At 39.2% G+C, this 12,112-nt stretch carries 16 protein-coding genes; 11 read left to right on the top strand and 5 right to left on the bottom strand.

Annotation, left to right across the window (positions count from 1 at the left end; all coding sequences use genetic code 11):
• Nucleotides 1-242 precede the first annotated feature (242 nt).
• Nucleotides 243-527 carry a small, acid-soluble spore protein, alpha/beta type gene (locus WD019_RS12915; RefSeq protein ID WP_425711755.1) on the top strand — a complete coding sequence of 95 codons (285 nt, stop codon included), beginning with the start codon at nt 243-245 and terminating at the stop codon, nt 525-527.
• A 146-nt stretch (nt 528-673) separates the two neighbouring features.
• Here WD019_RS12915 and WD019_RS12910 read toward each other — a convergent pair whose 3' ends face one another.
• Both WD019_RS12910 and WD019_RS12905 read right to left on the bottom strand, forming a co-directional pair.
• Complete coding sequence (locus WD019_RS12910; RefSeq protein ID WP_425711754.1) at nt 674-847, bottom strand: hypothetical protein; 174 nt, start codon at nt 845-847, stop codon at nt 674-676.
• 116 nt (nt 848-963) lie between these two features.
• Complete coding sequence (locus WD019_RS12905) at nt 964-1,944, bottom strand: NAD(P)/FAD-dependent oxidoreductase (protein WP_026676711.1); 981 nt, start codon at nt 1,942-1,944, stop codon at nt 964-966.
• A gap of 307 nt (nt 1,945-2,251) precedes the next feature.
• Between WD019_RS12905 and WD019_RS12900 the strand changes: the two genes are divergently transcribed.
• The 5 genes from WD019_RS12900 to WD019_RS12880 all read left to right on the top strand — a co-directional run bounded on the left by WD019_RS12900 (nt 2,252) and on the right by WD019_RS12880 (nt 5,399).
• A complete protein-coding gene (locus tag WD019_RS12900; protein WP_425711753.1) occupies nt 2,252-3,460 on the top strand; it encodes an NAD(P)/FAD-dependent oxidoreductase in 1,209 nt (402 codons plus the stop codon).
• Between the two features lie 59 nt (nt 3,461-3,519).
• Nucleotides 3,520-4,005, top strand: coding sequence for an NUDIX hydrolase (locus tag WD019_RS12895; RefSeq protein WP_026676709.1), 486 nt, complete (start codon nt 3,520-3,522; stop codon nt 4,003-4,005).
• Between the two features lie 140 nt (nt 4,006-4,145).
• The gene (locus WD019_RS12890) at nt 4,146-4,274 is read left to right on the top strand and encodes a YuiA family protein (protein ID WP_161627195.1); all 129 of its coding nucleotides are present in this window, start codon (nt 4,146-4,148) and stop codon (nt 4,272-4,274) included.
• A gap of 109 nt (nt 4,275-4,383) precedes the next feature.
• On the top strand, nt 4,384-4,701 hold the full coding sequence (locus tag WD019_RS12885) for a YuiB family protein (RefSeq protein WP_026676708.1): 318 nt from the start codon (nt 4,384-4,386) through the stop codon (nt 4,699-4,701).
• Between the two features lie 113 nt (nt 4,702-4,814).
• Complete coding sequence (locus WD019_RS12880) at nt 4,815-5,399, top strand: 3D domain-containing protein (protein WP_425711752.1); 585 nt, start codon at nt 4,815-4,817, stop codon at nt 5,397-5,399.
• A gap of 29 nt (nt 5,400-5,428) precedes the next feature.
• On the opposite strand, the gene WD019_RS12875 is transcribed toward WD019_RS12880, so the two are convergent.
• Entirely contained in the window at nt 5,429-6,220 is a 792-nt protein-coding gene (locus WD019_RS12875; protein ID WP_425711757.1) for a cobalamin-binding protein, read from the bottom strand.
• 103 nt (nt 6,221-6,323) lie between these two features.
• On the opposite strand from WD019_RS12875, the gene WD019_RS12870 reads away from it, so the two are divergent.
• A complete protein-coding gene (locus WD019_RS12870) occupies nt 6,324-6,716 on the top strand; it encodes a DUF309 domain-containing protein (RefSeq protein ID WP_026676705.1) in 393 nt (130 codons plus the stop codon).
• A 50-nt stretch (nt 6,717-6,766) separates the two neighbouring features.
• Nucleotides 6,767-8,251 carry a leucyl aminopeptidase gene (locus tag WD019_RS12865; protein ID WP_425711751.1) on the top strand — a complete coding sequence of 495 codons (1,485 nt, stop codon included), beginning with the start codon at nt 6,767-6,769 and terminating at the stop codon, nt 8,249-8,251.
• A gap of 42 nt (nt 8,252-8,293) precedes the next feature.
• Here the strand turns inward: WD019_RS12865 and WD019_RS12860 are convergent, their stop codons facing one another.
• Nucleotides 8,294-9,067, bottom strand: a complete 774-nt coding sequence (locus WD019_RS12860; RefSeq protein WP_425711750.1) for a polysaccharide deacetylase family protein — start codon at nt 9,065-9,067, stop codon at nt 8,294-8,296.
• A gap of 205 nt (nt 9,068-9,272) precedes the next feature.
• Here WD019_RS12860 and WD019_RS12855 point away from each other — a divergent pair, with 205 nt between their 5' ends.
• Complete coding sequence (locus tag WD019_RS12855; protein ID WP_154657901.1) at nt 9,273-9,425, top strand: hypothetical protein; 153 nt, start codon at nt 9,273-9,275, stop codon at nt 9,423-9,425.
• A 26-nt stretch (nt 9,426-9,451) separates the two neighbouring features.
• Here the strand turns inward: WD019_RS12855 and WD019_RS12850 are convergent, their stop codons facing one another.
• A complete protein-coding gene (locus WD019_RS12850) occupies nt 9,452-10,624 on the bottom strand; it encodes a CapA family protein (protein ID WP_425711749.1) in 1,173 nt (390 codons plus the stop codon).
• Between the two features lie 296 nt (nt 10,625-10,920).
• Here WD019_RS12850 and WD019_RS12845 point away from each other — a divergent pair, with 296 nt between their 5' ends.
• Together WD019_RS12845 and WD019_RS12840 are read left to right on the top strand one after the other, a co-directional pair.
• Nucleotides 10,921-11,199 (top strand): hypothetical protein, encoded by a 279-nt coding sequence (locus tag WD019_RS12845; protein ID WP_425711748.1) that lies wholly within the window; start codon nt 10,921-10,923, stop codon nt 11,197-11,199.
• Nucleotides 11,200-11,544: 345 nt separating this feature from the next.
• Nucleotides 11,545-12,105, top strand: coding sequence for a signal peptidase I (locus tag WD019_RS12840; RefSeq protein WP_425711747.1), 561 nt, complete (start codon nt 11,545-11,547; stop codon nt 12,103-12,105).
• Nucleotides 12,106-12,112: the final 7 nt, after the last annotated feature.

Below are 12,112 nucleotides of genomic sequence, written 5' to 3'. Positions count from 1 at the left end.
TCCTGCACGGACCATAATTTATTTTCAGGATAGAACCCGTCTCAAGGACAAAAATGAGGGCAGGAGACGAAAATCTGTCCGATAGAATCCATCTCAAGGACAATTTTCTCGTTCGGGGTCCCGATTTCGTCTTGCCGGAATCACTATTCACTCAAACCCCGTTTCTCCTCCAAACAAAATTGAGAAGCAATTTTGTTTTTCCTGTAAAAATGGATACATTAAGCGTAAGGGAGGTTATGAAAATGGGAAGACGTAATCGAAATCGGCGTATACTTGTCCCTGAAGCGAGAGAAGGATTGGATCGCTTGAAAGCAAAAGTCATGGCGAAGCAAGGGTATACTGTGGATCCGGATCATCCTGAACATGTGAAATACGAGGTGGCAAAAGAAGTAGGCGTGCCGCTGGATAAGGATTACAACGGGAATTTAACTGCGAAAGAAGCCGGGAAGATCGGCGGCCCTATTGGCGGAAATATGGTGAGCGAAATGGTCAAAATGGCTAAAGCTCAGCTTGGAAAGAAACAATAAAATAAGCCCGGTAAATGCCGGGCTTATTTTCAATTTGGCCGTATGTAAAAATCCAGTGTGCCGGCACTGGATAAACATTCAATAGTTAACGGCGCTTGTCCGTTGTTTTTAGTATACTATATCGTTTTTCTTTTTGTAACTGGAAATTATTCCTTAAGATAATTCTCGATTTCATCCAGCACTTTTTTCATTTTCGGCAAATGAGTTTGAACATTTTCAAGAAAGGATTCATCGGTATAATGTAGGTGGCCTAAATGACGCTGCAAGTCTTGCAGCAATTCGGCAACATGCATTTCTTCTTCCGTTGGTTGACGGTTCATAGAATACCTCCTAATTTTAACAAAGAGCCAATCCCGAAGGAAAGGCTCTTTATTTTAAATAACAGGAATCGGCAATTGACCGATTTTTTACTAAAGTTGTGAAGCCATTTTGTTTTTTAAAACATGCTTGTGCTATGCTGTGGCTGTGTTTTCGCTGAAGGATCAATATACGTTTTTGCATTATTAATGGCAGTAGGTGCTTCTCCAAATCCGGAGGCAATTAATTTCACTTTTCCATCGTATGTGCAAACATCGCCCGCAGCATAAATTCCAGGAATATTCGTTTCCATCTTTGAATTAACGACAATCGAGTTTTTCACGATTTCAAGACCCCACGTTTTAATCGGTCCAAGTGAGGAGACAAAACCGTAATTGACGATAACGGCATCGACATAAAGGGTTTCTGTTGTGCCTTCCGTCTCAAGCGTGACGGCCGTTATTTTTTCCCCGTTACCGACAATCTCTTTAATTTGGTAAGGTGTTTTTATTTCAATCTTCGAATTCATAAGCTGTTCGACGCTATGCTCATGGGCGCGGAACTTGTCACGTCGATGCGTCAGCGTTACTTTGCTGGCAATAGGTTCGAGCATTAAAGCCCAGTCAACAGCAGAATCGCCGCCGCCGCATACAAGAACTTGTTTATCCCTGAAAGCTTGCAAGTCATTGACAAAATAATGAAGATTTTTTCCTTCATATTGCCGGACACCGTCAAGCTCTAAACGTCGCGGTTGAAAAGCTCCGACTCCGGCTGTTATAAGAACGGCTTTTGAATGGTGAATAGCCTGGTCAGTAGTCAGTACAAAATGTTCCCCTTTTTTTTCTACATTTTGTACGGATTCTTCTAAAACAATAGTTGGATTAAATTGATTCGCCTGCTCTTTTAAGTTGTTCACTAAATCTTGCGCAAGCACCTTCGGGAAACCTGCTACATCATATATGTACTTTTCGGGATATAAAGCAGCAAGCTGTCCTCCTAATTGTGGCATGCTCTCGATGATTTTTACTTTCATCTGGCGCATTCCGCCGTAAAATGCAGCAAATAAACCGGTCGGTCCACCGCCGATTATTGTAATATCAAACAATTCTTGTTCCGACATTCTTCCACCCCCAATAGTATAACTTCACGTTTTTATTATAGCTTACAATCCGGGTGAAAAAAAGAATTAACAGGGCAGGCAAAGCGGCAAGAAAACGAAGTGACAGAAAATTGACACATCTATAAAGTGGTTGAAAAAACAAACAAAAAGAATTAAGATGAATATGGATATAAATAGGTATATTTATGGCAATTTGAGAATTGTCTATTCTTTTATGCTACTACGTGAAATTTATCACAAACTTTTCGGGATAATAGTTCTAACGAGAGCGGGTCAAACTAAATAAAAATGAACGGGAAGTGATTGTATGAGTAAGCCGACTATAGTCATCCTTGGTGCGGGATATGGCGGAATCATGACAGCCATCCGCTTGCAGAAAGAGCTAAGCTTAAATCAAGCAAATGTAATATTAGTAAACAAACATAATTATCACTATCAAACGACATGGCTTCATGAAAATGCGGCAGGTACATTACATCACGACAAAACACGCATTCCAATTGAGGATATTATTGATACGAACAAGATTCATTTTGTCCAGGATACTGTGAAAGAGATAAAGAAAGATGAAAAAGTGGTCATCCTTGAAAATAAAGGTGAATTAACTTACGATTATCTTGTTATTGGCCTTGGTTCGGATCCTGAAACATTTGGCATCCCGGGCTTAAAAGAGCATGCGTTCGGTATTCGCAGCATCAATTCGGTTCGCCAGATTCGTGAACACATTGAATATTGTTTCTCTTTATATAATAATACGAAGGAAAATCGTGATCAATTAGTAACGATTGTCGTCGGGGGTGCAGGATTTACAGGTATTGAGTTTGTCGGTGAATTGGCTGATCGCATTCCTGAACTATGCAAAGAGTATGATGTTCCGCGTGAGAAAGTCCGTGTAGTAAATGTTGAAGCGGCTCCAACTGTTTTGCCGGGATTTGATGTGGAACTTGTGGAGTATGCGATGTACAATTTAGAACGCCGAGGCATCGAATTCCTTGTCGGGGTACCTATTAAGGAATGTTACGAAGGCGGCGTGCTGCTTGGAAATGGAGAAGACATTAAAGCCGCTACGATCGTTTGGACGGGTGGCGTCCGTGGCAACCATTTAATTGAAGACGCTGGATTTGAAACGATGCGCGGCCGTGTAAAAGTTGAAAAAGACCTTCGTATGCCTGGATATGACTACATTTTTGTGATCGGTGATTGTGCTCTGATTATTAATGAAGAGATTAATCGTCCCTATCCGCCTACTGCCCAAATAGCGATGCAGCAAGCATATACGGTTGCTAAAAACTTGAAAGCTTTAATTGCGGGCGGATCTCTTGAAGAGTTTCATTATCATAATAAAGGTACAGTTGCTTCATTAGGTAGAGGAGAAGCAATTGGGGTTGTCGGAAACAAAAAATTATTCGGATCAACCGCAGCTGCAATGAAAAAAGTCATTGATAACCGCTGGCTCTATTTAATTGGCGGAATACCAATGGTTCTTAAAAAAGGAAAGTTAAACTTATTTAAGTAATAAAGGAACAGAGGCAATCTTCTGTTCCTTTGTTTTTAAATGCAAGGAGAGAGAGTTCAATGGAAAGGAAAAACCGGGGGAAAGTATGGCTGGCAGCAGCAGGTCTTGTTATTCAAGATGGCAAATGTCTCGTTGTAAAAAAAAGCTATGGCGGATTAAAAGGTAAGTGGTCTATTCCGGCTGGTTTTGTTGAACCAGGAGAAACCGTTGATCAGGCGGCCATTCGGGAAGTGTTTGAGGAAACAGGAATAGTATGCAAAACCGTTGGTGTGGTTGGAATTCGAACGGGTGTAATAAACAATGAAATCAGTGACAATATGATTGTTTTTCAATTAGAGGCGATTGAAGGAGAATTAAGGGCGGCCGAAAACGAAATTGAAGAAGTCAAATTCCTTACATTTGATGAACTAAAAACGGATCCGCAAACTTCGATGATGGTCCATTATTTTCTGCAAGACAAAAGCTTAGTTCCGTTTGAAAATGAAACCATCAACCCGGGAAAACAATTTGGCTATACGGCATATAAAATTTTTGATATCCGTTAGAAAAGTAAGAAAATTCACAAAAACATACGATAACTTGTAATGTTTCCGCTTACATGGGGGATTATCGCCCAAATGGTGCCTTTCCAACTTCAAAAATTTTTGATATATTATCAGAAAATTCAAATAAGGGAGTGCATCTTATGAAACAATCAGCGACGAAACAAGCACAAGAAAAGTGCCCGTATTGCGGCGGAAAAGGATACTTCCAATTGCTTTTAGGCGGTTCTGAAACGTGTGCTGAATGTGGCGGAAGCGGAAAAAATAAATAAAAGAAATAGAAATAATTGCGGTTCAATCAAGCGTGCCTGATTTGTGGCATGCTTGATTTTTGTTTGAATTCCCAGTAAACTTAACAGTGATTATAGGGGGTGTACATACGTGAATTTACCACAGGTGATCATTTCTATTCTTCTTTTTATGGTCTTATTTTTTGGAATTGGTTTTTTATTAAATATGCTCCTGCGGCAAACTTGGATTATGGCATTTATTTATCCGATTATTGTGATTATGATCATAGATAAAGTTAAATTTTATCAATATTTTACTGAGCCGGCATATAGTTTCAATCTTTTGGTCCACCGAATCTCCGATATTACCGTCGTCGATGGCGTGATTTTGATTAGCGGTATGATTGGAGCGATTCTTTCGGGAATAGCGATCCGAATGCTTCGTGTACGGGGCTATCAAATGTTCTAGAACCTTCTTTGACATAAAGAAAGGTTCTTTTTTTATTTTTCTCCTCTCAAGAAATTTGCATATTTTTCTCTTACTCAGGAAAAAAATAGAGAAGAGAGGAGTGAAGTGCAAACTTGTTACTGCTAAAATCCATTTGCAGAAGATTGATAATGACGCTTCTCCTTATAGGAGCACTTGTGACGACATTTCAAGCGATTTCAGGAGTAAAAGTTGAAGACATTCGTGAGTGGTGGAAGACGATACATTCACAAGGGATCCTTCAAACTTCAGCTCAAGCAAAACCAATTGATTGGTCAAAGTATCCTTCAGTAAAGGTTACGGCGACAGGATATACCGCCGGTGTGGAATCGACAGGAAAAACGAAGCATCATCCAGCTTACGGCATTACAAAATCTGGCGTTCGGGTCAAGCGTGACTTATTTTCTACTATTGCGGCAGATACGAGAATTTTTCCGATTGGGACCGTTTTATGGATTCCAAATTATGGTTTCGGTGTCGTCGCTGACACAGGTTCGGCCATTAAAGGCCATAAAATTGACCTCTATTATAATACGGTGAAGGATGTTTACCGTAAATGGGGGAAGAAAACTGTTACCGTCTATATTATTGAAAAAGGAAAAGGAAAATTAACCGAGCAAGATTTAAAAAGAATGAATGAAGATAAATCGATGCAAGTTTTTCGGCAGCAATTATATTAAATGTATAATGAAGTTGAGGCTTCAAGCATTTATCGCTTGAAGCCTTTCGGTGCGTCTCCCCATAAAAGGCAAGTGAGTTTTTCAAGTCCTTCTAAAAGCCGGGGAGAAGGTCGGCAAAATAAAGCTTCCTCTAAAACATGTATTTTATTTTCCTTTACTGCCTCAAGTGATGGCCATCCCGGGCGTTTATGTACGGCTTCCGGCTTTACTTTTGTCGTTCGTACCCCAACCCAGGCAAGGCAAATTTCATCGGGTTGGCGCGTAAGAACGTCTTCCCATGATGTTTGGACACTGGCTAATTCAACATCTTCAAAAATATTGATTCCGCCGGCAAGCCTCGAAATTTCGGTTAACCAGTTGAATTTCCCCGGTGTAAAAACTGGCTTCGGCCACCATTCCCAATACAATTTTTTTCGTTTTTTTATCGTCGATGTAAATTGTTTGTAAGCATCAAGCGTAGCTTTATATTTTGCAACATACGCTTTAGCCTCTTCTACCTTCCCTGTTCGTTTCCCGAGATCAAGTAAGTTATCAGCGATTTCCTGAAGGGTATTCGGTTGATAAACAACATGGGGAATCCCTCGTTTTTCAAGCTCTTCAACGTTTTTTTCCATACCGGGAACACTTAGCGAAGCAAGCACGAGATCGGGACTGAGTTCTTCAACAAGATCCATGTTGATCGATAAGTCAGGGCCAAGCCGCGGAAGATGCTGAATGCTGTCTGGCCAGTCAGAATAATCATCGATACCGACAAGCTCCGTTGTCAGGTTAAGGTAAGCGGCAAGTTCGGTATTGCTTGGGCATATAGATATAATTCGGATCCCAATCACCCCTTCATTCGAATTTCTTCTATTATCATACCGTTTATCGAAAGTATAAGCCAACATCTTTGTTAAAATGAGAACAAAGGGAGGAAGGGATGATATGGGGACCTCATTTTATCCGGAAGAGTACTATGAATTCTTTATTAAATTCAACGAAGGGGATTATTATACGTGTCATGATTTATTAGAAGAAATATGGATGACCGATAAAGGAAATTACTTTATAAAAGGATTGCTGCAAATGACCGTTGCCATCTATCATTATGAATACGGGAATGTAAAAGGTGCGCGGCTTATGATGAATGCAGCCTATCGCTATTTACAAAATTATCGCCCTTTTTATTGGGGGATTGATTTAGAGGAAGTCAATCGCTTTATCGAGGCTTGTATAGAGCAAATGCCAACCGATATTGACTGCGTACCGTATGAACTAAAATCAACATTGCCTGCTTTGCCGAATCTTATTTTACTATTAAATGATGAATCGCAATAATCGTAATCTTCTTGAGTGGTATGTATAATAAAATAGAGGGGGGAAGAACTATGTTTACAATTAAGCAAAATTGGACCATCCAGCAGCAAGATGAAGTGTTAGTCATTGGATTACCGTCAGAAAAAGAGTATAGTCCAAAATTGAATGAAATTGATCAAACATTGAAAGGGCATATTGCCGAATTAATTCGTGAAGGTGATATATCAACAAAAGTGAAAGCGGTTACGAAAATACATACGTTTGGAATAATGGGGGCAAAACGCCTTTATTTTGTCGGCCTTGGTAAAAAAGATAACATCACGTATGAAAGCATTCGGGATTGCTTCGGCAAAGCGGTTCAGGAGCTATCTCGGGAAAAAAGAGAATCAGTTGGCGTTTTGCTTGATACATTTGAATGCAGCCAAATACCGCTTGAAAAATTAGCGCACGCATTAGCGGAGTCAGTCATTACAGCAAGCTACAAATTCGATGATTATAAAGAAAAATCAAACGAACGAGAAAGAAAAATTACTTCCATAAATATATACAGCAATAAAGGTGGGCTTGAAAATGGACTCGCGAGTGGCCTCGCTTACGGACTGGGGATTAACAAAGCTCGCGATCTTGTCAATACACCCGGGAATTTAATGACACCCTCACATATCGCGCAAGAGGCGATTGAAGTCGCTCAAAAATACAATATGGAATATGAAGTGCTAGAGCAAGAAGACTTGGAACGGCTTGGAATGGGGCTATTGCTTGCCGTAAGCAAAGGATCATCGGAAAAACCGAAACTCATTACCGTGAAATATAAAGGAAGAGAGACGTGGGAAAATGTCCTCTGTTTTGTCGGTAAAGGGGTTACGTTTGATTCAGGAGGATATTCGATTAAGCCTGCGCAAAATATGCATGAAATGAAAGGGGATATGGGAGGAAGCGCCGCCGTTATAGGGGCAATGGAAGTCGTCGGCAAATTAAAGCCTGAAGCAAACATGATGTTTGTCATTCCCACTTGTGAAAACTTAATTAATGGGTCGGCGATGAAACCGGGCGATGTTTTCACTTCATTAAGTGGAAAAACGGTCGAAGTTCGAAATACTGATGCGGAAGGGCGTTTGATTTTAGGAGATGCCATTACGTATGCAAAAGAACAAGGAGCTAACTTTATCGTTGATGTTGCCACTTTAACAGGCGGTGTTGTCGTAGCTCTTGGCGATTGTACGACAGGAGTCATGACCAACAATGAGGCGTTTTATAAAAAAGTGGAGGCGTCCGCAAAATCTGAAGGGGAACTTGTCTGGTTGTTGCCGAGCTTCAAACCGTTTAAAGACATGCTAAAAACGAGTGATGTGGCTGATTTAAATAATTCGACAGGACGGCTCGGACATGCAATTACGGGCGGATTGTTTGTCGGTGAATTTGCCGGAAATACGCCATGGATTCACCTCGATATTGCGGGAACATCATACAGTTCAAAATCCACGCCATTAGGGCCGAAGGGAGCGACAGGCGTAATGGTAAGGACATTGTCAACGCTTGCCCGAACCTTTAGCTAATTCACAAAAAAACCGTACACGTTAAACATAAGTGTACGGTTTCTATAAATTAATCCGGTGATACCATTCGTTTTCAAACAAATTTTTATACTTTGGACTTACCTCAAGCAATTCGGAAACCGTAATAAATCGGTACCCCCGTTTTTTAAGTTCCGGCAAAATTTCCTTCAACGCTTCCACTGTTTGTTGCCGCCTGCCGCCGGAGTCATGCATTAAAATAATATCACCATTATGCACATTATTGATGACATGGTTAACAATCGATTTTACCCCGGGATTCGACCAATCTTTTGGATCCTGGTGCCATGACCATTGAATCACTTTGTACCCTTCATCTTTAGAACTGTTAATAATTTCTTTTGTAAGTGTGCCTCCAGGAGAACGAAACAGTTTGACCTTTTTCTTCTGATATCGGCTAATTAATTTATCCGTTTTATGCAATTCGTCCAAAAATTTCTTATGGGAAACTTTATTGTAAAAGGAATGGGTGAATGTATGGTTGCCAAGTTCATGGCCTTCTCTTACTTCCCGTTTCACGATATTCGGATACCATGTCATGCGAGTCCCGACTAAGAAAAAGGTCGCTCTTGCATGATACTGCTTTAACACGTCTAAGATTTGCGGGGTATAAACAGGGTGTGGACCGTCATCAAAGGTAATCGCAACAAGTTTTTCCTTAGTGGGTACCTCCCAGATGACCTCTCCCTTTTTTTCATAATAAAAACGATTCGTCTTTGCCCATGCATGAAGTGGGTGAAAACTGAATAAAAGAATACAGGCGAATGTCAGAAAAAAATTCCTGATAATTTTAATCATTTATGTGCTCTCCCTATGTAGTGAAAAATACGTCCATTACTAGTATTTGTATATCGTTTATAAACATGCAAAAAAGCATGAAGATTTCCATGCTTTTATAAGGCCTTTATTCGATTAAGAATTTCTTGAAGTAAAATATTTATTGTATCATGTAAGTTATTTTTAAACATCCTATAAGAGAACTCGAAAGTAAGGAGGAAAATTAATGGGTAAACGAAAGCAGCCAAGAGATGCCGCACGGAACAACAATTTCACGCCGACGGAAAGCATGGATGGTATGGATATAACGGATAAGTCATTTGCGGATGCTGAAATACCGAAAAGGGATACACAAAGTCCGCGTTCAAAGGAAAAATAAAAGAACTGCCGATGATGGCAGTTCTTTTAAAATTGAAAGGAAAGCTCAGGCGTCCATTGGTTCATATGTTTTTTTATTTCTTCGTATGTAGATTTCTTGTCTTTCAGTTGTTTAATCGGCAATATTTCGTAATTGCGGTTCACCCACGTTGGAAGAAACGCCGGGTGCTGGAGCTTTATCTTTTCTTTATTTCCGATCACTGTTTTCTTCACTTCAATTCTTACAATACCGCCAATATCTTTATAGTCCCAACGCTGGCCGGATAGAAAGTTCCCAAGGGAATAAGCGACAAACGTTCGTTGCCCATCTTTTCGTTTTACCCATGCTACCGGTTGAAGAACGTGCGGGTGGGAGCCAATGATAATGTCCGCACCGCTATTGGCGGTTTCTTGAACGATCCGCTTCTGTTCTTTATTCGGCATCCGTTCATATTCCAGGCCAAAATGAAGGCTTACGACAACTACATCAGATAACTGTTTTGCTGCTCTAATATCCTGCTGAATCTGCTTCAAATCGATCAAATTAACGAGATACGATTTTTCTCTTGGAACTGTAATCCCGTTGGTTCCATACGTGTAACTTAAGAACGAAAAGAAAATGCCGTTTTTTTTGAGTATGCGGATACGGTCTTGATCCTTCTTCGATTGAAAGGAGCCGGTATAAGGCATGCCAATTTTATTCCAATGGCGAATGGCACTTTGAATGACCTTTTCGCCCCGGTCCAATGTATGATTGTTCGCAAGTGTTACAAGGTCAACGCCATTGTCTTTTAACGCATCTCCAATTTCATATGGAGAATTAAAGCTAGGATAGGATGAAAGCCCAAGCAGCTTTCCGCCGATCATCGTTTCCTGGTTAGCGATCGTAATGTCTGATTTGGCAAGATACGGCTTCACGAATCGGAACATTGGATTAAAATTATAAGTCCCGTCTGGTTGACGGGCTTTATAATACACTCTATCGTGAATCAAAATATCACCGACTGCTGCTAACGTTACGGTGGAAATAACCGGTTTCGGAGGGGAAGCCGGCTCTTTTACAGGTTGTATGCTTCCCTTATTTTCTTCTTCAGGCTTCTTTTTTGCCTCCGCACTTGCGAGGCTTGCTTTTCTATTATTCTTATACTCTTTTAAACTAAATGCCGTGAGGATGCCAATAAGAAGCAAGAAAGTAGCGGCTAATAAAATGATTTTTTTCATGGTCATTTGTCCCCCTATCTCCATACTAGAGCATTTTCTAGTTATTTCAACAATTTTCTGCATATAAAAGTTTTTCGTTGCAATATGGATTCTTTAAAACGAGCAAAGTGTTCGTTATTAAAAACGATATTTTGTGAAAATTAAAGAAAATGGAAGAAAACAGGGTCTCTTGTTCTTATAAAAGAACAAAATAATATAAATTAGGATTTAATAGTACAGATAAACTAGTTTATAATATGTACAATTAGTTCATTAAAAAGAACAAATCGATTATCTTCTTAAAAGGAAGGAGAAACTTGAAGGGCTTAAAGATAAAAGCAGGGATGAGGTGGAAAATGATTAGAATGGATAACGGCATCTATATTAGTTTTCTCGGATGCCGAGTCGTTAAAATCATCTATCAGGAAAAAAATCGCTGTGAATTATACATAAATGATGAATTCAAAGGAATAGGGCCATTTGATTATACAAAAGAAAAAATAAACGAGCTTCAACGAAAAAGAAAAAATCAAAAAATTCCCTATCACCTATATGAATTTCATCCTATATTGCCTATTATTGATCGTACGATTTAAAATAAGCCGCTTAAACGGCTTATTTGTTTGTCATTCTTTTTTCTTTATTTTAGAAAAATATTATTTCATTTTTAGCAACTGTAACTTGCATAGTTCTTTTAACCCGGGTCTATTAGCATATTTCACGAACTTTGATAAGAATGAAATGTTCTATTTAAATAACAATAATTTAAGAAATTGGAAGATAGATGAAGTATTTGCTAGATTTGTTCACTAAAATGAACGAAATCTATTGAATTTAAAGGTTTTTGATCGACTGGAAACAATATATAATGACAATGTATTGTTCTTAATAAAGAATAATCAGGTGTGAAGTTAGAGCCAATTTAGAAATGAGGGAGATGAATGCTGAAATTCATTTCGAAAGCATTATCTTTTAGCTTACTTGGAGCAGTTCTAGCCATTATTGTTTTTTTACTGTATGTCACATTTCAATCGAATAAACATCCTGAGAAAGTACCATCCTTTTTTGGATACAGCCCGTTAACTGTTTTAACGAACAGTATGCACCCATACATAAAAGCGGGTGACATGGTCTTTATAAAAAAGGTTGAACCATTAGAAGTAAAAGTAAATGATGTGATTACATTTAAAGAAACACCGACAAAAAAAATGATCACACATAGAGTTGTCAAAATAGTCAATAAACATGGAAAACGGGGCTTTGTCACAAAAGGGGACAACAACAATGTGAAAGATTCCCGTATCGTTTCAGAGAATCAACTTGTTGGAGATTTAGCCTTTAAGATACCAAAAGCCGGTTTAATCGCAAAGTTTGTCAGCGGTCCTATTGGTTTTATACTTCTCATTCTTATTCCTTTTGCGGGTTACATTTGTCTTGAGGTATATGACCGTTTATCTAAAGGTTTAAAAAGTGACCATGCTGAAGCAGAAGTTAAAGGCTAATCTTTGT

Source organism: Fictibacillus sp. Mic-4 (assembly GCF_049843615.1).
In the GTDB taxonomy this organism is placed as follows: domain Bacteria; phylum Bacillota; class Bacilli; order Bacillales; family Fictibacillaceae; genus Fictibacillus_A; species Fictibacillus_A gelatini.
Note: the sequence above shows the minus strand (reverse complement) of the source record. Positions and strands in the feature narration are given on the sequence as shown.

Coding starts and splice junctions, on each gene's coding strand:
- WD019_RS12900 (WP_425711753.1), top strand. CDS start 2,252: ATGAGTAAGCCGACTATAGTCATCCTTGGTGCGGGATATGGCGGAATC.
- WD019_RS12840 (WP_425711747.1), top strand. CDS start 11,545: ATGCTGAAATTCATTTCGAAAGCATTATCTTTTAGCTTACTTGGAGCA.
- WD019_RS12905 (WP_026676711.1), bottom strand. CDS start 1,944: ATGTCGGAACAAGAATTGTTTGATATTACAATAATCGGCGGTGGACCG.
- WD019_RS12910 (WP_425711754.1), bottom strand. CDS start 847: ATGAACCGTCAACCAACGGAAGAAGAAATGCATGTTGCCGAATTGCTG.
- WD019_RS12865 (WP_425711751.1), top strand. CDS start 6,767: ATGTTTACAATTAAGCAAAATTGGACCATCCAGCAGCAAGATGAAGTG.
- WD019_RS12855 (WP_154657901.1), top strand. CDS start 9,273: ATGGGTAAACGAAAGCAGCCAAGAGATGCCGCACGGAACAACAATTTC.
- WD019_RS12895 (WP_026676709.1), top strand. CDS start 3,520: ATGGAAAGGAAAAACCGGGGGAAAGTATGGCTGGCAGCAGCAGGTCTT.
- WD019_RS12870 (WP_026676705.1), top strand. CDS start 6,324: ATGGGGACCTCATTTTATCCGGAAGAGTACTATGAATTCTTTATTAAA.
- WD019_RS12890 (WP_161627195.1), top strand. CDS start 4,146: ATGAAACAATCAGCGACGAAACAAGCACAAGAAAAGTGCCCGTATTGC.
- WD019_RS12915 (WP_425711755.1), top strand. CDS start 243: ATGGGAAGACGTAATCGAAATCGGCGTATACTTGTCCCTGAAGCGAGA.
- WD019_RS12860 (WP_425711750.1), bottom strand. CDS start 9,067: ATGATTAAAATTATCAGGAATTTTTTTCTGACATTCGCCTGTATTCTT.
- WD019_RS12850 (WP_425711749.1), bottom strand. CDS start 10,624: ATGAAAAAAATCATTTTATTAGCCGCTACTTTCTTGCTTCTTATTGGC.